General features: G+C 45.6%; 10 protein-coding genes. 5 read left to right on the forward strand and 5 right to left on the reverse strand.

Features of this window, described 5'->3' with window-relative positions; all coding sequences use genetic code 11:
• The first annotated feature begins 181 nt into the window (after positions 1-181).
• From mngB to manA, 3 genes are read left to right on the forward strand one after another with little or no spacing between them, the layout of a single operon-like run.
• On the forward strand, positions 182-2821 hold the full coding sequence (gene mngB, locus OCV12_RS21175) for a mannosylglycerate hydrolase (protein ID WP_261886044.1): 2640 nt from the start codon (positions 182-184) through the stop codon (positions 2819-2821).
• 45 nt (positions 2822-2866) lie between these two features.
• Positions 2867-4033 carry a glycerate kinase gene (locus tag OCV12_RS21180; RefSeq protein ID WP_261886045.1) on the forward strand — a complete coding sequence of 389 codons (1167 nt, stop codon included), beginning with the start codon at positions 2867-2869 and terminating at the stop codon, positions 4031-4033.
• A gap of 2 nt (positions 4034-4035) precedes the next feature.
• The gene (gene manA / locus OCV12_RS21185; RefSeq protein ID WP_261886046.1) at positions 4036-5223 is read left to right on the forward strand and encodes a mannose-6-phosphate isomerase, class I; all 1188 of its coding nucleotides are present in this window, start codon (positions 4036-4038) and stop codon (positions 5221-5223) included.
• A 230-nt stretch (positions 5224-5453) separates the two neighbouring features.
• On the opposite strand, the gene OCV12_RS21190 is transcribed toward manA, so the two are convergent.
• Both OCV12_RS21190 and OCV12_RS21195 read right to left on the reverse strand, forming a co-directional pair.
• A complete protein-coding gene (locus OCV12_RS21190) occupies positions 5454-5744 on the reverse strand; it encodes a putative quinol monooxygenase (protein WP_123300793.1) in 291 nt (96 codons plus the stop codon).
• Positions 5745-5980: 236 nt separating this feature from the next.
• Entirely contained in the window at positions 5981-7123 is a 1143-nt protein-coding gene (locus OCV12_RS21195; protein WP_261886047.1) for an acyl-CoA desaturase, read from the reverse strand.
• Positions 7124-7289: 166 nt separating this feature from the next.
• Between OCV12_RS21195 and OCV12_RS21200 the strand changes: the two genes are divergently transcribed.
• The gene (locus tag OCV12_RS21200) at positions 7290-7835 is read left to right on the forward strand and encodes a GNAT family N-acetyltransferase (protein WP_017633065.1); all 546 of its coding nucleotides are present in this window, start codon (positions 7290-7292) and stop codon (positions 7833-7835) included.
• Positions 7836-8011: 176 nt separating this feature from the next.
• Here the strand turns inward: OCV12_RS21200 and OCV12_RS21205 are convergent, their stop codons facing one another.
• The 3 genes from OCV12_RS21205 to OCV12_RS21215 all read right to left on the reverse strand — a co-directional run bounded on the left by OCV12_RS21205 (position 8012) and on the right by OCV12_RS21215 (position 11522).
• Positions 8012-9037, reverse strand: a complete 1026-nt coding sequence (locus OCV12_RS21205) for a GGDEF domain-containing protein (protein WP_261886048.1) — start codon at positions 9035-9037, stop codon at positions 8012-8014.
• Between the two features lie 275 nt (positions 9038-9312).
• Positions 9313-10248: a ribosome biogenesis GTPase YlqF gene (ylqF, locus tag OCV12_RS21210; RefSeq protein WP_176679611.1), complete on the reverse strand. Its 936-nt coding sequence runs from the start codon at positions 10246-10248 to the stop codon at positions 9313-9315.
• A gap of 323 nt (positions 10249-10571) precedes the next feature.
• Positions 10572-11522, reverse strand: a complete 951-nt coding sequence (locus OCV12_RS21215) for a M23 family metallopeptidase (protein ID WP_261886049.1) — start codon at positions 11520-11522, stop codon at positions 10572-10574.
• Between the two features lie 259 nt (positions 11523-11781).
• On the opposite strand from OCV12_RS21215, the gene OCV12_RS21220 reads away from it, so the two are divergent.
• Positions 11782-26544 carry a tandem large repeat gene (locus OCV12_RS21220; RefSeq protein WP_261886050.1) on the forward strand — a complete coding sequence of 4921 codons (14763 nt, stop codon included), beginning with the start codon at positions 11782-11784 and terminating at the stop codon, positions 26542-26544.
• Positions 26545-26970 lie beyond the last annotated feature (426 nt).

A 26970-nucleotide genomic window follows, 5' to 3' on the forward strand; every position in this document is an offset into this window, starting at 1 on the left:
ACAATTTGGCTGTCCTAAATATCTGTGCTCCTAACGGTTTTATTCACACAGATTCTGGGCGTGGTTTTCTGCACCCTAAATTTAGTGTCAGCCAATTTTAACTCCTTGAAAAACTTTAATTTAGTCGTATTTGAGTTCGAATTTAAGATTTACTCGAAGCGACACATTTAGGTAAATGATTATGACTACATCACGCGTACATATTACTCCACACATGCACTGGGATCGTGAATGGTATTTCACAACAGAAGAGTCTCGTATTCTTCTAGTGAACAACATGGAAGAAATCATGAACCGTCTGGAGAGCGATCCAGAATACAAATACTACGTTCTAGATGGTCAAACAGCCGTTCTAGAAGATTACTTCGCAATCAAACCAGAGAACACAGAACGCGTAAAAGCATTGGTTGAAGCGGGCAAGCTAATTATTGGCCCTTGGTATTCTCAAACCGACACAATGCAAGTTTCTGGTGAGTCGATTGTACGTAACATGATGTATGGCATTCGCGACTGTATGAAATTTGGCGATGCAATGAAGATCGGTTACCTACCAGATTCATTCAGCATGAGCTCTCAGCTGCCGATGATCTACAACGGCTTCGATATCACGCGTGCAATGTTCTGGCGTGGTTGTTCAGAGCGTCACGGCACCAACAAAACAGAATTCTTATGGCAGTCTAATGATGGCAGTGAAGTAACGGCACAAGTGCTTCCACTGGGTTACGCGATTGGTAAGTACCTTCCGCAAGATGAAGAAGGCCTGCGTGCTCGTCTAGATAAGTACTTCCCGGTGCTAGAGAAACCATCGGTAACCAAAGACATCCTATTGCCGAACGGTCATGACCAAATGCCAATTCAAAAAGACATCTTTGAAGTAATGGACAAGCTTCGCGAAATCTACCCAGATCGTGAATTCTCAATGAGCCGTTACGAAGAAGTGTTCGAGAAAGTAGAAGCGGCGCGCGACCAACTCGACACAATCAAAGGCGAGTTCAACGACGGTAAATACATGCGTGTTCACCGTACGATCTCTTCTACGCGTATGGACATCAAACTGATCCACGCAGAAATCGAAAACAAGATTGTAAATATCTTAGAACCGCTAGCGTCTATCGCTTGGACATTAGGCTTTGAATACCACCACGGTTTGATCGAGAAAATGTGGAAAGAGAGCATGAAGAACCACGCTCACGATTCGATTGGTTGCTGTTGTTCAGACAAGGTACACGCTGAAATCTTAAACCGTTACATCCTTGCTGACGACATGGCGACCAACCTGATTCACTTCTACAAGCGTAAGATTGTTGACCACATGCCAGATCGCGAAGGTTGCGACAAACTGGCGATGTTCAACCTTTCTCCATACGAGCGTGAAGAAGTGGTTAACACTACTATCACTATCCGTGCTCAAGAGTTCTCTATCTTTGATGAAAACGAAAACCCAGTAGAGTACTTCATCCAAGACAAGCGCCAAATTGACCCGGGTAAAGTAGACCGTCAAATCGTTCACTACGGTAACTACGACCCGTTTATGGAGTTTGATATTCAAATCAAACGCACTGTGCCAGCGATGGGCTTCACCACGTTACACATCCAAGGTAACGAGAAGGGTGCAGTAAAAGTTGCAGAACAAAAAGACTACTTACTAGAGAACGAGTACTACCGAATCAATGTAAACGACAACGGTACTCTGACTATTTTCGATAAAGAGACAGAGCAAGTATTCGACCAAGTACTTCGTTTAGAAGACGGTTCTGATGACGGTGATGAGTACGATTACTCACCATCTCGTCAAGAGTGGCTGTTGTACTCAGATGAATTCCCGGTAGAAACATCGATTGACCACCAAGGCTTCCAATCGGTAGCGAACATCGCTTTCCGTATGAACGTGCCTGCAAACCTTGCAGAGCGTGAAGAACGCACGGGTCAAAACGGTTTTGTAGAAGCGCAATGCCAAGTGGTATTGAAACAAGGCTCTCGCCGTATCGAAGTTCGCATGGAACTAGACAACCAAGCCGACGACCACCGTGTACGTGTGCTAGTACCAACGCCATTCGTTTCTGAAACTGTCGTTGCAGATAACCAGTTCGGTTGTATTACTCGCCCGACCAACGACCCTGCAATGGCGGTTTGGGAAGAAGAGAAGTGGAAAGAAGCACCAGTTCCGGTTTACCAGTTAATGAACTTTGCAGCGTTAGAAAACGGCAAAGCGGGTATGGCGATTATGTCGAATGGCCTGCGTGAATTTGAAGTGATTGCATCTCAAGGTGACGAAAACCGAGATACCTTCGCACTGACACTATACCGTGGTATTGGCGTGTTGGGTAAAGAAGAGCTATTGCTTCGTCCGGGTCGTCCTTCTGGTATCAAGATCCCGACCCCAGATTCACAAGTGCGCGGCAAGTTGGTTTGTGAATTCACACTGTGTGGCTTCTCTGGCAACCACATTGACGCGAACATCATGGCGCAAGCACGTGACAATGTCACTCAAATCGAATGCTACAACAAGATCCCTTACAACGCGATGAAGCTGAATGTGGGCGAGCAAAACCTACCGATGAGCTTCAGCTTGCTATCGAAGCAACAAGCAGGTGCGGTGCTAAGCGTTCTTAAGAAAGCTGAAGACGAAGACGCACTGATCATGCGTGTCTACAACCCAGCAGAATCGGGTTCAGTATCGGATTCAATCTCTTTCACTCAAGCGGTTTCAAGCTGGAAAGAAACAAGCATGGACGAACGCGTTCGTGAAGGTGATGTAGTAACTGAAACTTTCGGCCAGCTGGCTTCTTGCCAGGCAAAAACATTCCAAATCAAATTCTAATTTCGATAACCCGCTCACCTTGGTGGGCGGGAATGGTGAACGACAATGAAAATTGTAATTGCCCCTGATTCATTTAAAGAATCACTCGACGCTCATCAAGTTGCGTCTTGCATTGAGCGTGGATTTGCCGATGTTTTCCCTTACGCAGAGTTCGTAAAACTGCCTCTCGCTGATGGTGGTGAAGGTACCGTAGACGTGTTGCTAACCGCGCTTAATGGTAAGAAACAGCTGCTACAAACAACAGACGCACTAGGTCGAGAATGTACGGCTTATTGGGCTTCGTTAGAACAGACAGTTGATGGCGCTAACGTAAAAACTGCCTTGGTGGAATTTGCTCAAGCATCGGGTTTAGACCGACTAACCGTAGAAGAAAGAGCACCGTTAATCGCATCTTCGTTTGGTACAGGGTTATTGATTAAAGATGCATTAGATCAAGGTGTTGCACAAGTCATTATTGGTTTGGGCGGCAGCGCAACCAATGATGCAGGCGCAGGCATTTTACAAGCGCTGGGAGGCAAGTTATTAGACAAGCAAGGCAACGAGTTATCTGGTGGCGGCGCCGAGTTAAGTCAGCTAGCAAGCATCGATCTTGATGGACTGCACCCTAGATGCAAAGAAGTGACGTTCGTGGTCGCATGTGATGTGAATAATCCATTATGTGGCGAAAGCGGAGCAAGTGCCGTGTTTGGCCCGCAAAAAGGCGCATCACAAATTCACGTTCAACAGCTTGATGCTGCCATTGGGCACTTTGCGGATATTGCTCAGGCGCAGACAGGTGTTAATCATCGTGACAGCACGGGCTTTGGTGCTGCTGGTGGAACGCCGTTAGGGCTAAGCCTAGCGTTCAATATCCATATTAAAGCGGGTATAGAGATGGTACTGGATGCGTTGGATGCGGATAAGGTGCTTGAAGGCGCTTCATTGGTCGTGACGGGTGAAGGGCAGATGGATAACCAAACCCTGCAAGGTAAGACTCCGTTTGGTATCGCTCAGCGTGCTCAAAAACTGAATATTCCGACCATTGGTATCGCTGGTTCTTTGGGTGAAGACGTTGAAAAGCTTTACGGTTCAATGTCTAGCCTGTTTGGAACCGTGCGTTCACCTCAGTCCTTAGACCAAGTTTTATCAGAAGCGAATCAAAACCTGACTCGTAGTGCCCGTAATATCGCCGCAACGCTCAAGCTTGGCGGCCAGATTTTTAATGAGAAGTAATTATGTCTCTATTTAAACTCGACAACGTTATTCAAAACTACGCATGGGGAAGCAAAGACTCCATCAACCAACTGTTTGGTATTGTGAACCCAAACCAAGAACCGCAAGCAGAAATTTGGATGGGTGCTCATCCTAATGGTTGCTCAAAAGTAGGTGATACCGGTGAGTCGCTTTCTCACATGATCGATGAAAACAAAATCGATGTCTTAGGCGGGTACACGGCGGCACGTTTCGGTGAATTACCTTTTCTATTTAAGGTGTTGGCCGCTGAAACGCCATTATCGATTCAGGTTCATCCGAATAAGCGAAAATCAGAGTTAGGTTTTGAGCGAGAGAATGCACTTGGCATCCCTTTGAATGCGTCTAATCGTAACTACAAAGATCCAAATCATAAACCTGAGTTGGTTTATGCGTTGACCTTTTACAAAGCGATGAATGGCTTTCGTCCAATCGACGATATCATTGCCCTGTTCGAAGAAGCGGATATTCCTTCGCTAGCGATTGAGCTTAATGTCCTAAAAGCCAATGCCGACAGTGATTCTCTGAAGTCTTTCTTTAGCGCCATTATGTCTCTTGAAGGTGACCGCAAAGCGTCTGCGCTTAATGAGCTTTATGCTGCACATGCGCGACCAGCCAAAACGGTCATGGGGCGTGAAGCTCTTCAATACAGCATTGAGTTCAAGCAGCATTATCCAGGTGATATTGGCTTATTTGCGCCATTAATGCTTAACACGGTTGAACTGGCGCCCGGTGAAGCGATGTTCCTGTTCGCAGAAACCCCACATGCTTATGTTCAAGGTACGGGTTTAGAGATTATGGCAAACTCAGACAATGTGCTGCGTGCCGGTCTCACTCCCAAATATATCGATGTTCCTGAGCTTATCGACAACACAATCTTTGAGCCGATTAAGCCAGAAGATATCTGCCTTAAGCCTGTATTGAAAGAGGGCAAGATGAGCTATCCGATTCCAGTGGATGACTTTGGCTTTGATATCTTGTCTGCGACTGATGAGAGTAAGTCGCAGTATCTACGTAGCGCGGAGATCTTGTTCTGTGTGGAAGGAGAGGCGACCATCACTTCAGAAGGACGGTCAGTTTCACTTAAGCCCGGAGAATCGGTCTTTGTAAGTAGTAATTCAAGTGTTTACCAATATCAAGGGAATGGCATTTTGGCTCGTGCTTTTAACTAGTGCCCCCGTGCTAGCGATCAGCAAAAGAAATGTCAGAGTGCCACTGTAAAGTGGTACTCAATATTGGATTGATGGTTGTTACCTATCTGTCTTTTACAGTCATGATTATTGACCATACCCGCTACTCTGGCGGGTTTTTTCATTATTAGAATGAGCAGATATAAGCCGGTAGAAAAGGCAAACCCTGCAATCAGAGCAGGGCTTTTATTGAATCAGTATTGAGTGACTGGCTAAGCAATGTGCGTCATTTTGTTAAGCATAAAGGTTTCAATACAACCTTCAGTCGCAGCCATGTAGTCAGCGATGTGTTGGCTCGCTAAGTGTTTCTCTAGATGAGCTTCAGACTCCCAGTTCTCATGAAAAACAAAGTGAGCAGGGTTACTGTTATCTTGGTGCAAATCGTAGTTAATACAGCCGTCTTCAACACGGGTTTTATCGATCAATTTAATCATCTCTGATTTAACTAGCTCAGTTTTGTCTTCTTTAGAGACGATCGTTGCTATAATAGTTAGCTTGCTCATTTTCAATTCCTCGGCTTTCAACTCGATAAGTTCAAGTAATATAAGTATAAATTTTGATTGAAGAAAGAGTTCTGAAATCCAATAACTATGGTTATTGGCATCCACAATTCAAAATTGAGAGCATAGATCTAGAGCCGAGTAGGTTATGCTAATAAAAAACCCTCATAGCAATATGAGGGCTTTCGAATAATAAGCAAACAGCTTTGTTATTGGTGTGTTAAGCGTATTGTTTTAGCTTAAGCATATTGCTCAACCGTCATCGCCCAATTTTTTTTCTGCTGTTCGAAGTTCATTTTGATTTGCTGATAACGAACTTTAAGTACAGAGTGTTCGTATTTTTTCACCACGTCTTCACGCTTGCTTTCAAGTAGCTGCTTTTTGACTTCGTAGTACTCGTTCATGTTTGACACTAGAGCATCGAACTCTTGTTGAAGCTTGTCTGCGATTTGTTGCTTGTCGGCACGGTGCATGATCTTTTGCTGTGTGCGCTTAAGCAGCATGGTCGCTTCTGCCTTTTCAATGCGGGCTTGAGGCGTTTTCTTTAGCTTGCTTGCTAAGCCCATCAATGAAGCACTCTTAATCAACCATTTCGTTGGATCATATTGCCACCAGTAAATGCCATTGCGATAATCATTCTCAAAGATGTGGTGGAAGTTGTGGTAGCCTTCGCCGAAAGTGAGTACTGCTAGCACACCGTTATCACGCGCTGTGTTTTTGTCAGTAAAAGGTTGGCTACCCCAGATGTGAGCAAGAGAATTAATGAAGAATGTTGTGTGGTGGTTAAGGACCAAACGAACCGCACCGACGATTAGCAACATGCCAATCACGTCACCGTAAATCACACCTAATGCGATAGGAACACCGAAGTTCATGATCAACGCTAGAAGAACGTAGTGCTTGTGTTGCCACATTACGATCTTGTCTTTCTTCAGGTCTCGACAGTTTTCATAGTTTTCATACATTGAGGTGCTGTAGTTACGAATCATCCAACCAATGTGCGAGTACCAAAAGCCGCGTTTTGCAGAGTACGGGTCTTTGTCATTGTTATCGACATGCTTGTGATGAACACGGTGATCAGACGACCAGTGTAGAGCGCTGTTTTGCAGGGCAAAGGCACCACCTAATGCAAATAGAAATCTTAGGCTTGAATGCGCTTCAAACGCCTTGTGTGACCATAAACGGTGATACCCCGTCGTGATCGACAGATTACAAAGCGTAAAACAGATCGCTAGCCATACCCAGTGCTCCATTCCATAGCCAAAAAAGTAGCCATAAACGGGAGCCGCAACAACAGCGAGCAGCATACTAAAAGAAAATACAAAAATATTAAGCCAGATTAACGGCGGCTTTTTTGTTGATGGTTTGTCAGCACTATTCATTAGCAAATTTCCATTGGGCTTACATCTGTGCGCTAGAATATCAGCGTACACGTGTAAGTCAATATTGAAAGTGTAAACGTGTATTAGTATGTTTTGCTTAAATATTGTATAAAGGTAGTGTGAAATGTAGTAGCAAGTCATAAATGGAAGTACTAAGGGCTAATAAATGGAAATTAAGGTAGCTGAATATAAAGATTATGAGCGGATTGCCCAATTACACGCGGATAGCTGGAAGCTATATTACCGTGGCATTCTTGCTGATGATTACCTAGAACATGATGTTTTGGAGGACAGATCTGTTATTTGGCAGACTCGTTTGATAAATCCTCCTTTCAACCAACACGTTTTATTGCTTGAGGAAGGCGGTTTACTGGTTGGTTTTGTCTGCGCGTTTGGTAATCACAACTTTGAGCGTGGCACGTTCATTGATGCGTTACATGTAGATAATAATTATCGTGGACGAGGCGTAGGTAAGCGCTTATTGTCTGAACTGTCGAAGTGGTTGCAACAATATTACTCGGATTCTGGGCTCTACCTAGAGGTGATGTCTGAAAACCATCAAGCCATTGCATTCTATGAAGCGATTGGTGGTAAAGAAGAACTAGAACAAGTTTGGAACGCACCCTGTGGCAGCCAAGTGAACGAAAAAGTCATCTCTTGGGGCTCTCCGGTCGAACTTGAACAGAAGACAGCCAGCGCAGCGTATTCTTAATAGCTTCTTATTGATTAAGAGTTGGCTGAATATAAGTTTGTTGCTTTGACGTAGGTTTTTCCTGAAGACACGGTAAAGCTGAAACAAAAAATCAAAGCCCCGAGCATTTAATTGCTCGGGGCTTTTTAATAGCTGTAATCATTATGAGAGGGAATAGTAGAGCTTGATAAAAACGGCTAATCACACCAAGTAACTTGGTTCCTACCGTTTTTCTTAGAAATGTAGAGCGCTTGGTCGGCATCATCGATGAGCTGCTCGACAGAGCCAATCGCTATTGGCGCATGCTTTACTCCTATCGAAATGGTTACTTCTAACCTAAGACGAGATGGGGACTCTAAAAGGGAGTCAACCAATGATTTTATTGATGCTTCCGTTTCGCCTTGCACCATCACGAGAAACTCTTCACCGCCATATCGAAAACAGTTGCTACTGCTTGGCAATCTTTTCTGAATTTCTGCCGCCAATTCTTTGATTACCATATCACCCATTTGATGACCGTAGGTGTCGTTAATCGATTTGAAATGGTCGATATCGATCATGATTGATGTGATCGATAGCTGACGATTGATACTCGGTTCTATCACTTGATGAAGGTACAGGCGGTTGTAGCAACCCGTTAGTGCATCTTGATAGGAAAGGGCTTCGAACATATTAGATTGCTTACGAAGTTGTATAGCTTGTTTGCGCAGTTGTTCTGATTGAGCGAAACGTTTATGCACTTCTAAGTCACGTCTAATACAGGCCGCCGAAATAAGGATGTAGGCAGAAAGATAGACGGAAATGGTCTCTATCTCATGTTTAGGCTCAGCTTCATAGAGTAAGGGAGCAAGGCCAATAAGATAGGAAGAGAAGACAAAGGAAAGCGTTGTGATGCTGTATTTTGCAGACAACCTTGAAAAGGTACCGATGTAGATCATGACGAGAATGATGCCACCTTGGTAATCGAAATTGTTCAGTTCTACAGCGAGTCGGCCCACATAGATTAAAAACAGTGAACTAATAACAAGGAATATGCTCTCGACGAGATCTAAAACGTTGGGTTTGTTTTTTATGCAATATCTGGCGACAACCATCATTAATATAAAGAGTATGAAGCGTGAAATGATGGGGCCGAGGCACTCTGTACCAAAATGGATGTAGTCGGTGACAATAAAAGCACAGAATATTGAGATCGGGATGTAGATGAAATTTATGTACGGCAAATAGATTTCATTATCGAAATAGGTTTTAAATCTCTGATTTTTGAACCCAGAATAGGAGCGCATTGAAAAGCTAGCCGTGATTGATACACAATAATTTGCGTAGTATGTCACAGTGTTTGTGATTGTAAACGGCAGTTTCTATAGATTTGTCAGTATGTTAGCTAGATCAACAAACAGTGGGGGCAATATCCACGCTCTAAAGTATAGAGAGCGTGAATATCTTAGAGGCTGGTACGAGAGTGGTTAATAAAAAACGCTTAGAAAGTTAATCGCGATTAACGCTTGTTCTTCAAGTAACGCTTACGACGCTCTTCTTTCTTCTTCGCTTGCTGCTCAGCTTTCAGTGCCGCAGCTTCTTCCACTTCAACCAATTCTTTAGTGATCATTTCAGGTAGCTCTAGAGTGACTTTACCTAGAGTACCGTTACGCAGTTCGTGAAGTAGAATCTCAGAACATTTGTGAAGGTCGATATGACCACCTGCACGAAGTGCACCACGCTTGCGGCCAATCGCTTCCATCAACTCGATGTCTGACTCTGGCAACTCTTCGATTTGGTAACGTTCTTGCAATAGGTGAGGGTATTGCTTTGCTAGATACTCAACGGTGTAGAATGCCACTTCATCATATTCCATCGCCGTATCTTTCACAGCGCCCGTTGCTGCTAGGCGGAAACCACTGTGTGGATTTTCCACTTTAGGCCAAAGGATTCCCGGAGTATCTGAAAGGATCACGCCGTTTTGCAGATTGATACGTTGTTGGCGACGAGTTACCGCGGGTTGGTTACCAGTTACCGCAATCGTACGTCCAGCCAAACAGTTGATGATGGTTGATTTACCTACGTTAGGAATACCCATGATCATCGTACGAATGTTTTTACCCATCTGTTCACGGTGCGGTGCGAGTTTGCGAACCAACTCCATGACATGGTTAACTTCTTCTTTCACGCTGGTGGTGATTGCAATCGCTTTAACGCCTTGCTCTTTCTCGAAGTGCTCAATCCAACGTTGAGTCAGTTCAGGATCGGCAAGGTCGCGTTTGTTCAACACTTTTACACAAGGCTTATCGCCGCGCAGTGAAGAGATCATTGGGTTTTCACTACTGAACGGAATACGAGCGTCCAGTACTTCGATGATCACATCAACCTGTGGGATAACTTCTTCGATTTCTTTACGGGCTTTATGCATGTGACCCGGAAACCATTGAATAGACATAGAGATAAACCTTGATAAATATATTTGCTGCACATTGTAAGGGTTGGATAGGGCGTGTAAAGCGCTATGTTGACCTAGATGAATCAGAGTGAAAATCCTTACAGACAATTTTATTGCTGTGAGCGATTATAAGGGGCACATACGTAGCCATTTTTAATGGTGCAACCCATCGAGCAAGCCCTTGATTCAACAGTTGATGATTTGAAATGGATTCGGAGAAAAGTGAGTTTTTGCGTGTCATCAGTCATTGAAAGATGAACTACTACTGCATTGAGTGTTCAATCTCGAAGATAAGCTCGGAGACATAATCCTATGAGTGTTGGTTATGTCTGTGGTTGATTTGATTGAACGAGGTTTTTCATCAACTGTATACGTTCTGCTTGAGCGATATAAATGAATTGATTGTTATAACTTCTGTCGGTATTGATATATTGTTCGAAGTCTACAGGCACTCCCGCAACCGATAGCTCTAAATGTAAGTGAGGGCCAGTAGTACGACCTGAATTGCCAGTGAGTCCTATTATTTGGCCTTTTGTGATGTGCTCTCCAGCTGAAACGTGTCTTTCTGAAAGGTGTAGGTAGCGAGCGTAGTTTCCATCAGAGTGTTTTATGGTTAGATAGTTACCAGCAAAACGATTATAGCGCGACTTCAAAACAACTCCGTCCGACAATGATTGAACCTCGGTACCGATAGGTGTTGCGTAATCAGTCCCAAAATGGGGGGCAATCCGGTTGGTTATTGGGTGTTTTCTGCTTAAATCGAACGGTGAACTTACACGAAAATGTCGAGGAAGAGGGAATACATAATCGTTATTTAACTTAATTCCATTTTCATTGTAAATATTATCATCAGCTCCTCTCATAGCGAAGAATTCCACATCACTACCTAAATAGTAAAAAGCACTGACATATTCCGTGTTGGAACCGTCATATTGTGTCTTTATTGAAAATTTATCACCATTGTTAACTGAGTTTATAATGTCAAATTTGTCATCTAATAAAGTCAATAGAGATTTTAATTCGTCGTTTGTTAGACCTGAAGACAGTATAGAGCTGATAAAAGAGTATTTAACAACCCCTGAAACCATTTCGGATTTAGGTGGCGATGTTGTAGTTAGGTGGCTTGAGGTTTTAGTTGTCTTGATTTTCTGTTTTTTATCAGTATTTGAATGGTTTAAGCCTAGGGTTACAGCTATGGCAGTGGTCAAAAAAACCGTCATAAGACCATATGTTAAGGTGTTGAGATTTAAAGGGTGATTTGTCTTAAAATACATAAATTATCAACAAAACTATAGCTAATAGATAAAAATAAGAATTAGATCATAATATTTATTTGTTTTTTTTTCATGTTGTTTTATTTAATTCCTTCTTAATGACTGGTTAAAGGTATAGGGTGTTTTTTTAGAGTGATAAAAAACAAACTTTTCACCTTTTAATTTAGCGGAATTGTGCTTTGCAACTAGTCATTTCGTCATGTTGAGAAAATCTTGGACGATAATATAATCGCGGCAAAATATACTTTGCCAGAAAACTATGTTCACTAAAAATACGCTGAAATTAATATTGGGTCTTATTGTTACGTCGCTTATCTTGAGCGCATGTGGTGGTGGGGAAGGTGGTGGTGATAATACACCGCCAGCAAGAAATACCGGGAGTATCTCAGGTAACGTTTTTGACGCTCCTGTTAGTGGTGCGAAAATCGAGGTATTTGAATACAAAGATGGGAATCTAGGCAGGAAGTTGGCTAGCACGACTTCCGATGCTTTTGGCGACTACAAGGTCGAATTCGAGTCTTCATCGATGCCACTTTTCGTTGTAGCAAAAGAGGGCAGTTATACTGATCCACTTACCAACGATACTGTCTCCGTGAGTAATGGTAAAACAATCCGTTTAGAAGCTATGATCAATTATATTGAAGGCCAAGATCAAAGCTTGATGGTGACCCCTTTAACCAACATAGTTTCAGGTTTAACTCAATACAAAGTAGACAAGGGAGTGTCAGGTTCTACTGCTATATCGGAAGCACTAAATAGCATTAACGATATGTATGGTTTCGATGTCAATGAAACCACACCGATAGACATAACCAAAGGTGGTCAAAGTAGTTTTGCTACATCCGGTCACCAATATGGTGCTTTGTTAACCGCTTATTCTTCTTATTCGTACGACCTAATTCAAAAATACGGCGATACGCAGAGTAATATTTACACATCGATGCATTTGGCTGATATCCAATATAGAGATGTCATTGCCGATGGTCTTCTTGACGGGCAAGAAATAAGCTCTGTGTCGGGAGGGGTAACCCCTTTGACCTTCGGTCAACAAAAAGTCTCTAGTGATATTTACACTCACGATTTGTCACAGCATGTTCTAATTGTCGTCAATGACCCTAACTTAAATATTTCAGGAACAGACGCAGACGACTATGTTGAGTTTAGCCGTAAGATTAATGACCAAGGCACCAATAGCGGTACTGGCGGTGTGATCCCTCCTCGCGACGAAACCGAAATTGATACCGAAGCGCCTACAGTGTCTAGAACAGACAGTGATGTATTGGCAGGTCTCGATAAAGTGGATATTAAGCTCAATGATGAAATTGGTGTTCAAGGTGTTTCAGCGTACCTTGAATACCAACTGGACGGCGTCTGGTCTCTCGAGAATCAGTGTGACGATGAACAAACTTCGGGTAGTGAGTTTTGTTTCTTGGAATTCGACGGGTTTGAATCTGGTCTTAGAGAAACAAATATTAAAGTAAGTGTAGACACAAAAGCCGTTGACGCGGTAGACGTTGATTCGGATACGGGAATCTCAAATGTAACTGCTGCACGTTTGGTTTTTTATACGACTGATGTTTTAGGCAACGAATTAGTTCAAGGGCGAGATGTTGGCCACTATATCAACTTTGAATGGGACAACAATGTACCGGTAATTGACGTAACTTCGGCTAGTTCTATAAACAACAGTGCAAAAGAGTATGTGCTTAAAGGTACTGTAAAAGAAGACTCGCAAGAGATTGAGTCGGTTACCGTTTCATTTAAAGGCGGCTTAGATGAAAGTGTTTCTTGTGGCCATATAACCTTAGAGTCAGGCAGTGCCTGTGAATTCAGTAAAGAATATTCAACCGATGAATTCGTATCGATCACGACATTTGAAATTAAGGCCACCGATAGCAACGGGAATATCGGTAAGAAAGTTCATGAAGTCGTTCGTGATGATCAATCTCCGGCGCAGGTGATTAGCTACCCAGAGAGTGCTCCAATGAATTATGTCAATGTTAGTGTTGATGGGGAGCGAGTAACTAAAGAAGATGTTTATACGCAAGATACCTACACATCAGAAACGGTTCAATCCACTCGTGATTATTTGAAGATTGATTACATTTACGCGAGTAAGGGGATATTAAGCTCAATTCCCGATGTCGATTTTAGTCACTTTAATGTCAACCACCTCAAAGATAACAAAATTCCATATGTTCGCGTCAGAGTATCAGACGGTAATGGGGATATGGGGTTAGGATCTAGTGCCGACAAACTTAAGCTAGTTGTTAAGTATTTAGTAAGCGTAAACAATGATAATAACTACGTGCTTCAGAAGGTCACCGATACCGTAGCCTCTGCCGCTAACATACCTCACGAAACGATCTCTGATACTGAAGGACATGTAAATGAGGTTATCTATTATGTTCCTTTTGTAAAAGAAATACTTGGTGACAACTTCGATTCCACGTCCGAGAACAGCAGTCAAAAACTAGTGATTCAAACTATTGACGAGTCTGAAAATGAAAGTGCTGAGCAAGAAGTTTATTTTCGTAGTAGCTTCGACTTGCCGACAATGACGATCGTTACTCCATTTATCGGGGCTAGTGTGCAATTGGAGGGATTAAACTCGAAGGGAGAGTTTACCTCGCTAGGAAGATGTACCACGATTCAGCACTTAGAAAGTGATGGAACAAATAAAGCACTAGATGTCGCTGGATGCGAAACAACAACAGATGTAGTTAACTACGACTTTATGCGAGTGCGGTTAATCGGTATTGATGGTAATACACAACCGTATTACTACAAGTGGGAGAGTGATCCGGGTACACAATCAGAACAAGTGAACTTAAATAGCGCGAATATAGGTGCCTACTTTAAACTTAATGGTTCTAAGACTTTTTATATTACCGAGCTAGCAACATACCAAACCGGACTGTTTGACTCTCAATGGAATCAAGTTGAAGCGGGAAATAAGACTCCTGAGAATGCCGCCCGAATTTTAGAGGACGTACAATATGCTCTCGCTGGTGGAAGCGATTCATTCTTTGGTTTCGACCCAACGATCGTTTCGTATGCTACGAATGAAATTTTGAAAGGTGCTATTCCGGAAAAACTACCTAATAATTATATTCATCGGTTTTTAGTCGAAGCGATTTACGACATTACCCAAACAAACAGTATGCTATTAAGTAACTCTGTTGATTTTGCTTCAGCTATCTATGATGACTTGCAATACGATGGCCAAGCTAACGGTGTTGGTAGTGGGGGTAAAAAAATAGTTCTAGATTCATATGAGTTTAGCTCAAAGTCTTACCGCAATGACTTAGCGCAATCGTACTATAACATTATGACTGAAAAGTATGGTGTTGAAGCTAACTTAGCTCAGAGATATGCCGACCAAATATCAATGGCGAACCCAAGCCTAGATGGCGAACAGATTATAGATGGTGATGGCGAAAGTATTGATAAATCACCGCCTCAACCTTCGTTAAGTATCGAAAATGGCCGAGAAACATGGGTTGGAAATAAGCATTACGTTGCTGGTGTTTTAGATTCGCGGATTCTTTTGGAAGATCCGTCTGGCATTGTTGTGGAAGAAGGCAACCAGCCATCATTTGTTACTATGTGGTATGAGAAAACTGAACCGAATACGGGAACCCCACTTGACCTAAATATTCGAGAGTCAGATGGTGATAGTTATAAAAAGGAGTATTTATTTACCCTTAATACCGAGTCTTCAAATCTCACAGATATTGCCAAGTTTGAGCTTATAACGAGTGCAATGGATGAGCATGGAAATAGCTATGGTTACAATGGGGAGGATCCACATATAGAAACCTTATATGTGGATAATGATTATCCTTTAGCGACTTATATCCCCCCGAAAGATGGTAATGGTGACCCAATTGACGAAAATGTCTATTTGAATACTAATTATGTCCAAGAACTCACTTTCAAAATTGACGATATTGTAGGAGATAAATTGGACGAGCGAGGGTTAACTTTTTATAACCCGGCAACAGGTGCTACCAACGAATATGACGCTAACTCACATTTTTCGAGCAATACAGAGGATGATTTTAAGGTAAAACTGTGCTCTGGAGACAAGTGTAACAGCCAAGGTAATATAATTAGTCCAGAAGATGGTAATTGGACGGTATATGTTAATGCTGAAGACAATCTGTCTAATATAGTTAACCGCCAGACGACTAATGCCCCTCAATTTAGTGTGTTACTTGATTCCAAAGGTCCGGTTGTAAACGGCTCTAAAATTACTAACCACTTAGGTGGCAATACTACCTGGGTTCCTGATATTACTTGGAGCTTAAGTCCAGGGAGTTTGGTTGAAGTCGATATGAAGCCAGAGTCCGGAAGGCGTTTTACTTTACAGCATTATGAAACCGCACCTGAAGAGAGTACTGAGCCGTATCTATTAGGCATACAGCCTAACGTAGAGGTGAGACTAGTTGCCGAAGCATTTAAATATAATGAGAAAAACTTCTTTTACGTAACAGCAACAGACAGTTCTTTTCCATCAGGTACACACAGTGGTGAATTTGAATTCTTAGTCGACAATGTGGGGCCAGTAATTGAACTTGCTGACCCGTGGGTAATAGATACAAACTCCGGCGAAAGCTATGTTCTTGGTACCAACTTTACGGTGAAGCTTTCGTCAGTATCTGACGATTCTGATGTATCTAAAGTTGAACTTTGGCAACAAGATCAAGTGGCTGCAATACGTTCAATTGACCCCAAAGATCCAACGCAGCCTTTTGATATCGCAATTACAGAAATACAAAGTGACACTATCGTAATTGGCGAAGACAAAAAGGCTAACCTGTACCTTAAAGCTGTAGACGAATATGGATTTGAATCTAAAACAGAAATTAGAACTATTCTGCTTGATCGTGAAGGTCCATCACTAAAGTTAAATGGGTTTGATCCGGAAAGTTTCTATCTTGGTAATTATGTATTCAACCTTTCTGCTCAAGACTTAAATGACAGGGGAACACCATCGTCAGAGGGTGTTAACAAAGAAACATTAGAGTATTGGACTTTCAAAGAAAACCCCTCTGATGCAAGCACCTTAGTTGGTGAAGATATGACGATTCCTTTAGGAGGCGAAAACGATGGCGATAGTGCGACTCGCACAATCAGATTAGGTGGTTCTGACATTAGAGGAAATGCGACAAGCGTAGATTATGTGGTTAAAGTTCAAAACTCAAAGCCCACGATTAACTCGGTTACTTTCACATATGAAGATGGCACACCAGTTTCTTCTGAAGGCCAGATACAAATTACTCGTAGTGAACCTGTAATTATCAGTATTGATGCTGAAGATGAGAGCGGGATCCCGCTAGTTGAAGGTACTTATAAATATGGGGAACAAACCAACAATATATCATTTTCTCAGAAAGGTGGCCTTTGGGAAGCTAGGTTGACAGAGGCAGATCTAACGGAAGATGGATCCTATCAGCTGGAATTCAAAGTTTATAATAACGTTCGCTATAACTCGGAACAAGAAAGGCCGTCTGAAAACAGGTCAGAAAGTATCAATGTACAACGTCAAGGTGTTGCTCTGTCAATCGCAAAACCGACTGACTTCCAAAGTCATATATCGGGAAGTACCCTTAATGTTGAATTTGGCCCTGCGGGTGAGGTGAAAGCAAAAACATTAGAATGTTGGGTGAGAGAAAATTACACCTCAGACGGTGTGCCGGAAGATGGTTCAAACAAGGCTTATTCAGGTGTTATAACTAATCCTCAAGAGAATTATAAGTGTAGCGTTACAACTGATGTGAATATGTCTGTTTCACCTGTGGTTTTGATAACTAAAACAGTCGGAATGAATGACACTGAAACAGTCAATAAATTCAGCTTTAATATGATGGATATCGATGCCCCTACGGTTGAACAAGACACATATCAATTTACTGGCAATGACGTTGGTTTGAACGCCGAAGGTAAGAAAGTACTGAGCTTAACATTGAGTTTCAAAGACAATCTTTCTGGTGTGGATATTAGTGATGGTAATGAACCGTTATTGGTAAGAAACCGATTAAATGTGTCTTTTGAACCAAATAGTTGTAGCTCTAAATTAGGTATAACGACATGTACGTATACAGAGTTGTATGCCGATATTCTCTCTCCAGGGGCGTTACAGCACTTATACACGATTAAGAACTTGTCTGATGTCGCCGGAAATTTAGGTTCGGATCATGCGTTAGAATTATTGCTTCCAGCCCAAGGCGATTTAGAAATCGCTATTACCAGCCCTGCTGAAGATACTATTATTCGAGGTGAGACCCTCGAAATGAAATTCAAGGTGAAGGTTGGACAAAATTCTGATCTTGAAAATGTCGTCGCAACGCTAGATGGTGCGTCATATAATTTGAATGATAACCCAGAGAACTTTGGCCCTTTCCCTAAGTGTGAGGATGACTATTCTTGCTCTACGTTTACCGCGCCATTAGATGACAAACTAGATGGTCAATTTATTAAGCCTAAAATTCAAATTATTGATGTATGGGGAGAGTCTACAAGCGATGAAGTCAGCGTAATGGTCGATAATAGCCTACCAAATGTTGACGACTCTGTATCTCTCAAAGAATCCCCGGATGATCCTAGTTTAGTTAGATTTCAGTTTTCTGTGTGGGATGAAGGTAGCGGTATAGCAAAGGTTAAGTACACAATAGTTAATCCTAAATATGTATTTGATAAAGATGACGCTGACGACAGTTCACACCTTTATTTTGATCTTCCAAAAACTGAGTTAGAAGAGTTGAATTCGATACGGGTCAATGTCGAAGCAACTGACAATGTAGGTTGGACTCAAAATAAGACGATTGATATTGACATTAGGATACCAACTATTGATTTGGCTTTTGATGGTATAACAAGTTTACAAGGGGGTAAGCTTACTTTCACTAATGATAGCCAAGCGTTCACCATTACCTCTGAAGAGGGAGAGGATGTAAAGGCTGATTCCTATGCTATAGATTTGGTTCCAGTTTCAGGTAGCACGATTAAGTTTTCTGGGAAAATAGCCTCTTCAACAGCTTCAGACACGATGACATTTGATATCGATGCTCAAGCTGAGTATATGCAAAAGGTAACCGTAACCGATTCTATCGGGCGAGTCATTACCGACGTAAATGTGCTCAATAAGACTTACGATGCTGAAGGCATTGCGTCCATTGTTGATTACCAAGCTCCGGTCATTTCAAGTATCACCAGTACTCAGGATTCGATGATTCCGGAGGAAGGGCAATATTATTTGGATGTAAGAGCATACGTCTTCGATAAAAATCTAAGTAGTGTTAATTCTACTGCAAACAACGGTACCGATGCCCCGGTACCCCCACAATCAATTGAAGAACCGACCAAAGACGGTGACCCTTACTTGATACGTTATCTTTTATCTCCTGGCGATTATCTAATAACGGTAACAGCAGACGATTTAGTTGAACACCAGACCGAGAAGTCACTAAATGCAAAAGTTGAAGCTGCAAGTATTCCTGAGTTAACAATATCAACGACAGCGTCAATGCCTTTGGCTGGTGGAGTCGAAATTCCACTTTTGTTTACCTTCACTGAAGAGGTTAACAAGTTTGAATTTTCAGATGTAGAGATTCAAGCAAGTGATGGTAATGATACAGGCGAGCTGAAGCAAGCATCATGGATTACAACAGACAATATAACTTGGACGGTCAATTACATAGCGCCTGAAAAACAAGATAAAAACATAACCATACGGGTCGGTGATAATAGTTACGAAAGCGTAAATACTATCCCCGGAACAGGGGATAGTTTGGTTATGGGGGTCGAGGGTGTACTGCCAACGCTGACCAAAGTGACGTTTGATCCACTGCATCAGGAGATCGGTGAAAATGTAAAAGTAACTCTTGAATTCGATAAAGAATTACAAGAAGCAACCGCAATGCTTGGTGAAAATGAAGTTAGCTCCTTAACTGTAACGACCGACAAGAAAGTTTGGGAGGGTAATGTTCAAGTACCGGATACCAATGAACTAGCTGCGGGTTTGATTGTAAGCCAGTATAAAGATTTGGTGGGTAACGTGGGTGAAGATAATAATTCAAATATTTTGCCGATTACACCAACAATTTCTTTAAACACAATAGGCGATGTGAATGTCAGCGGCGCAACGTCTGTGGACGTGAGCGGTGACAGTACCCGCTTTGAGACAACCGATAGCTTGAGCGTCAAAGCCAAAGACAGCGACGGCAAAGAGACCACGGCGACGGTGAGCCCGAATGTGATGGGTAACTGGAGCACGACATTAGACGTGTCAGGTCTCAAAGACGGAAACATCAGTGTGACAGTGAATGGCAGCAATGCCTTGTCTGCGGAGGCCGACGAAGTGGCCACAACGTTTGCACTGACGCAAACCAAGCCCGAGTTGGACGATGGTCAGACTGACTTGACTCCGCGCTACGCGGCAGCGGGTGACTTGGTGACGGTCTCGGTGACATTCGATAAAGCAGTGACCACGCCAACGGGTTCCACCCTGGGTAGTGAGCTGATTGATTGGACCCCACAAGCGGGTACCCATGCCTCATGGTCAGGCACGATTCATGTGGCGGCAGTGGACGATTCGGTGACCAGTGTGGCGTTAACGTTGCGAGGGTTTACGGACGAGACCGGTAATACGGGCGAGGCCGTGACTTCAGGCGAAGCGTTAGCAATGACACCGACGCTGACGTTAGATCCAATCGGCGATGTGAATGTCAGCGGCGCAACGTCTGTGGACGTGAGCGGTGACAGTACCCGCTTTGAGAGCACAGACAACTTGAGCGTCAAAGCCAAAGACAGCGACGGCAACGAAGCCACGGCGACGGTGAGCCCGAATGTCATGGGTAACTGGAGCACGACATTAGACGTGTCAGGTCTCAAAGACGGCGAAATCAGTGTGACAGTAAATGGCAGCAATGCCTTGTCTGCGGTTGCCGACGAAGTGGCCACAACGTTTGCACTGACGCAAACCAAGCCCGAGTTGGACGATGGTCAGACTGACTTGACTCCGCGCTACGCGGCAGCGGGTGACTTGGTGACGGTCTCGGTGACATTCGATAAAGCAGTGACCACGCCAACGGGTTCCACCCTGGGTAGTGAGCTGATTGATTGGACCCCACAAGCGGGTACCCATGCCTCATGGTCAGGCACGATTCATGTGGCGGCAGTGGACGATTCGGTGACCAGTGTGGCGTTAACGTTGCGAGGGTTTACGGACGAGACCGGTAATACGGGCGAGGCCGTGACTTCAGGCGAAGCGTTAGCAATGACACCGACGCTGACGTTAGATCCAATCGGCGATGTGAATGTCAGCGGCGCAACGTCTGTGGACGTGAGCGGTGACAGTACCCGCTTTGAGAGCACAGACAACTTGAGCGTCAAAGCCAAAGACAGCGACGGCAACGAAGCCACGGCGACGGTGAGCCCGAATGTCATGGGTAACTGGAGCACGACATTAGACGTGTCAGGTCTCAAAGACGGCGAAATCAGTGTGACAGTAAATGGCAGCAATGCCTTGTCTGCGGTTGCCGACGAAGTGGCCACAACGTTTGCACTGACGCAAACCAAGCCCGAGTTGGACGATGGTCAGACTGACTTGACTCCGCGCTACGCGGCAGCGGGTGACTTGGTGACGGTCTCGGTGACATTCGATAAAGCAGTGACCACGCCAACGGGTTCCACCTTGGGCAGTGAGGTGATTGATTGGACCCCACAAGCGGGTACCCATGCCTCATGGTCAGGCACGATTCATGTGGCGGCAGTGGACGATTCGGTGACCAGTGTGGCGTTAACGTTACGAGGGTTTACGGACGAGACCGGTAATACGGGCGAGGCCGTGACTTCAGGCGAAGCGTTAGCAATGACACCGACGCTGACGTTAGATCCAATCGGCGATGTGAATGTCAGCGGCGCAACGTCTGTGGACTTGAGCGGTGACAGTACCCGCTTTGAGAGCACAGACAACTTGAGCGTCAAAGCCAAAGACAGCGACGGCAAAGAAGCCACGGCGACGGTGAGCCCGAATGCGATGGGCAACTGGAGCACGACATTAGACGTGTCAGGTCTCAAAGACGGAAACATCAGTGTGACGGTGAATGGCAGCAATGCCTTGTCTGCGGAGGCCGACGAAGTGGCCACAACGTTTGCACTGACGCAAACCAAACCCGAGTTGGACGATGGTCAGACTGACTTGACTCCGAGCTACGCGGCAGCGGGTGACTTGGTGACGATTTCCGTGACGTTCGATAAAGCCGTGACCACGCCAACGGGTTCCACCTTGGGCAGTGAGGTGATTGACTGGACCCCACAAGCGGGCACCCACACCTCATGGTCAGGTACGATTCATGTGGCGGCAGTGGACGATTCGGTGACCAGTGTGGCGTTAACGTTGCGAGGGTTTACGGACGAGACCGGTAATACGGGCGAGGTCGTGACTTCAGGTAAAGCGTTAGCAATGACACCGACGCTGACGTTAGAGCCAATCGGCGATGTGAATGTCAGCGGCGCAACGTCTGTGGACGTGAGCGGTGAGAGTACCCGCTTTGAGACAACCGATAGCTTGAGCGTCAAAGCCAAAGACAGCGACGGCAAAGAAGCCACGGCGACGGTGAGCCCGAATGCCATGGGTAACTGGAGCACGACATTAGACGTGTCAGGTCTCAAAGACGGAAACATCAGTGTGACGGTGAATGGCAGCAATGCCTTGTCTGCGGAGGCCGACGAAGTGGCCACAACGTTTGCACTGACGCAAACCAAACCCGAGTTGGACGATGGTCAGACTGACTTGACTCCGAGCTACGCGGCAGCGGGTGACTTGGTGACGATTTCCGTGACGTTCGATAAAGCCGTGACCACGCCAACGGGTTCCACCTTGGGCAGTGAGGTGATTGACTGGACCCCACAAGCGGGCACCCACACCTCATGGTCAGGTACGATTCATGTGGCGGCAGTGGACGATTCGGTGACCAGTGTGGCGTTAACGTTACGAGGGTTTACGGACGAGACCGGTAATACGGGCGAGGTCGTGACTTCAGGTAAAGCGTTAGCAATGACACCGACGCTGACGTTAGATCCAATCGGCGATGTGAATGTCAGCGGCGCAACGTCTGTGGACGTGAGCGGTGACAGTACCCGCTTTGAGACAACCGATAGCTTGAGCGTCAAAGCCAAAGACAGCGACGGCAAAGAAGCCACGGCGACGGTGAGCCCGAATGCGATGGGCAACTGGAGCACGACATTAGACGTGTCAGGTCTCAAAGACGGAAACATCAGTGTGACGGTGAATGGCAGCAATGCCTTGTCTGCGGAGGCCGACGAAGTGGCCACAACGTTTGCACTGACGCAAACCAAACCCGAGTTGGACGATGGTCAGACTGACTTGACTCCGAGCTACGCGGCAGCGGGTGACTTGGTGACGATTTCCGTGACGTTCGATAAAGCCGTGACCACGCCAACGGGTTCCACCTTGGGCAGTGAGGTGATTGACTGGACCCCACAAGCGGGCACCCACACCTCATGGTCAGGTACGATTCATGTGGCGGCAGTGGACGATTCGGTGACCAGTGTGGCGTTAACGTTGCGAGGGTTTACGGACGAGACCGGTAATACGGGCGAGGTCGTGACTTCAGGTAAAGCGTTAGCAATGACACCGACGCTGACGTTAGAGCCAATCGGCGATGTGAATGTCAGCGGCGCAACGTCTGTGGACGTGAGCGGTGAGAGTACCCGCTTTGAGACAACCGATAGCTTGAGCGTCAAAGCCAAAGACAGCGACGGCAAAGAAGCCACGGCGACGGTGAGCCCGAATGCCATGGGTAACTGGAGCACGACATTAGACGTGTCAGGTCTCAAAGACGGAAACATCAGTGTGACGGTGAATGGCAGCAATGCCTTGTCTGCGGAGGCCGACGAAGTGGCCACAACGTTTGCACTGACGCAAACCAAACCCGAGTTGGACGATGGTCAGACTGACTTGACTCCGAGCTACGCGGCAGCGGGTGACTTGGTGACGATTTCCGTGACGTTCGATAAAGCCGTGACCACGCCAACGGGTTCCACCTTGGGCAGTGAGGTGATTGACTGGACCCCACAAGCGGGCACCCACACCTCATGGTCAGGTACGATTCATGTGGCGGCAGTGGACGATTCGGTGACCAGTGTGGCGTTAACGTTACGAGGGTTTACGGACGAGACCGGTAATACGGGCGAGGTCGTGACTTCAGGTAAAGCGTTAGCAATGACACCGACGCTGACGTTAGATCCAATCGGCGATGTGAATGTCAGCGGCGCAACGTCTGTGGACGTGAGCGGTGAGAGTACCCGCTTTGAGACAACCGATAGCTTGAGCGTCAAAGCCAAAGACAGCGACGGCAAAGAAGCCACGGCGACGGTGAGCCCGAATGCCATGGGTAACTGGAGCACGACATTAGACGTGTCAGGTCTCAAAGACGGAAACATCAGTGTGACGGTGAATGGCAGCAATGCCTTGTCTGCGGAGGCCGACGAAGTGGCCACAACGTTTGCACTGACGCAAACCAAACCCGAGTTGGACGATGGTCAGACTGACTTGACTCCGAGCTACGCGGCAGCGGGTGACTTGGTGACGATTTCCGTGACGTTCGATAAAGCCGTGACCACGCCAACGGGTTCCACCTTGGGCAGTGAGGTGATTGACTGGACCCCACAAGCGGGCACCCACACCTCATGGTCAGGTACGATTCATGTGGCGGCAGTGGACGATTCGGTGACCAGTGTGGCGTTAACGTTACGAGGGTTTACGGACGAGACCGGTAATACGGGCGAGGTCGTGACTTCAGGTAAAGCGTTAGCAATGACACCGACGCTGACGTTAGAGCCAATCGGCGATGTGAATGTCAGCGGCGCAACGTCTGTGGACGTGAGCGGTGAGAGTACCCGCTTTGAGACAACCGATAGCTTGAGCGTCAAAGCCAAAGACAGCGACGGCAAAGAAGCCACGGCGACGGTGAGCCCGAATGCCATGGGTAACTGGAGCACGACATTAGACGTGTCAGGTCTCAAAGACGGAAACATCAGTGTGACGGTGAATGGCAGCAATGCCTTGTCTGCGGAGGCCGACGAAGTGGCCACAACGTTTGCACTGACGCAAACCAAACCCGAGTTGGACGATGGTCAGACTGACTTGACTCCGAGCTACGCGGCAGCGGGTGACTTGGTGACGATTTCCGTGACGTTCGATAAAGCCGTGACCACGCCAACGGGTTCCACCTTGGGCAGTGAGGTGATTGACTGGACCCCACAAGCGGGCACCCACACCTCATGGTCAGGTACGATTCATGTGGCGGCAGTGGACGATTCGGTGACCAGTGTGGCGTTAACGTTACGAGGGTTTACGGACGAGACCGGTAATACGGGCGAGGTCGTGACTTCAGGTAAAGCGTTAGCAATGACACCGACGCTGACGTTAGATCCAATCGGCGATGTGAATGTCAGCGGCGCAACGTCTGTGGACGTGAGCGGTGAGAGTACCCGCTTTGAGACAACCGATAGCTTGAGCGTCAAAGCCAAAGACAGCGACGGCAAAGAAGCCACGGCGACGGTGAGCCCGAATGCGATGGGCAACTGGAGCACGACATTAGACGTGTCAGGTCTCAAAGACGGAAACATCAGTGTGACGGTGAATGGCAGCAATGCCTTGTCTGCGGAGGCCGACGAAGTGGCCACAACGTTTGCACTGACGCAAACCAAACCCGAGTTGGACGATGGTCAGACTGACTTGACTCCGAGCTACGCGGCAGCGGGTGACTTGGTGACGATTTCCGTGACGTTCGATAAAGCCGTGACCACGCCAACGGGTTCCACCTTGGGCAGTGAGGTGATTGACTGGACCCCACAAGCGGGCACCCACACCTCATGGTCAGGTACGATTCATGTGGCGGCAGTGGACGATTCGGTGACCAGTGTGGCGTTAACGTTGCGAGGGTTTACGGACGAGACCGGTAATACGGGCGAGGTCGTGACTTCAGGTAAAGCGTTAGCAATGACACCGACGCTGACGTTAGATCCAATCGGCGATGTGAATGTCAGCGGCGCAACGTCTGTGGACGTGAGCGGTGACAGTACCCGCTTTGAGACAACCGATAGCTTGAGCGTCAAAGCCAAAGACAGCGACGGCAAAGAAGCCACGGCGACGGTGAGCCCGAATGCCATGGGTAACTGGAGCACGACATTAGACGTGTCAGGTCTCAAAGACGGAAACATCAGTGTGACGGTGAATGGCAGCAATGCCTTGTCTGCGGAGGCCGACGAAGTGGCCACAACGTTTGCACTGACGCAAACCAAACCCGAGTTGGACGATGGTCAGACTGACTTGACTCCGAGCTACGCGGCAGCGGGTGACTTGGTGACGATTTCCGTGACGTTCGATAAAGCCGTGACCACGCCAACGGGTTCCACCTTGGGCAGTGAGGTGATTGACTGGACCCCACAAGCGGGCACCCACACCTCATGGTCAGGTACGATTCATGTGGCGGCAGTGGACGATTCGGTGATAAGCGTGGCGTTAACGTTACGAGGGTTTACGGACGAGACCGGTAATACGGGCGAGGTCGTGACTTCAGGCAAAGCGTTAGCAATGACACCCACTATTTTTATTTCAGAAATAAATGGTGGTGCGGATGTTAATGAATCTGAGTCACCTACATTGATTCTCGATGGTACTACGGTTCGTTTTTCTGAAGGTGATAAGTTAAGCTTAAGTGTCACAGACAGTGGGGGAGTTAAAGTTTCAGATGCTGAGGTGCTGGTTGGCGAAAACGGAGCTTGGCAATATGAACTGACTCTTGATCCAATCGAAGGTGGGTCTGTGACGGTGTCACTACGTGGTGCTAATGAACTTGGAGCTGATGCTACTTTGGTTGAATCTACATTTACCTTAAATAAGGATGTGAGCGCTGCAGTAGTTGTAGTGCCAAGCTTATTACGACAATTGCTTATTTATGGCAATGGCACAAAACTAGCAGCATAACGCTAATCGTTATATGGAAGATTAGAAAAAGGTCTGCCTATTCGGCAGACCTTTTTTGCAAATGTATCTCAGGTTGTTGGAATTTGAGTATGTATCCGGGGCTTAATCATTTTTATTACCCTCAATTTGATTAAGAAAATTATTGTACACCAGTGACCAATATTGATTAGTTTAGTGATGCTGAGTCATTGAGATGAAAATTATTTTGTTTTTTCTGTTTACTTATTTAGTCATATTTTAAGCCAGATAACTAATATAACTGGTGATGCCATCAGAATGGCAATTGCATAGATATTTTGTATAGTAGTTTTTGGTGTTATCTCTATAAAAGTGCCATCTTGATATTAAATGCATAATATATATAGTGTTTATATCACATCGTTATTTGATGTGGTGTTCTGCATTTTGGTACTTTAGTATCACCCT

Source organism: Vibrio pomeroyi (assembly GCF_024347595.1).
In the GTDB taxonomy this organism is placed as follows: Bacteria; Pseudomonadota; Gammaproteobacteria; order Enterobacterales; family Vibrionaceae; genus Vibrio; species Vibrio pomeroyi.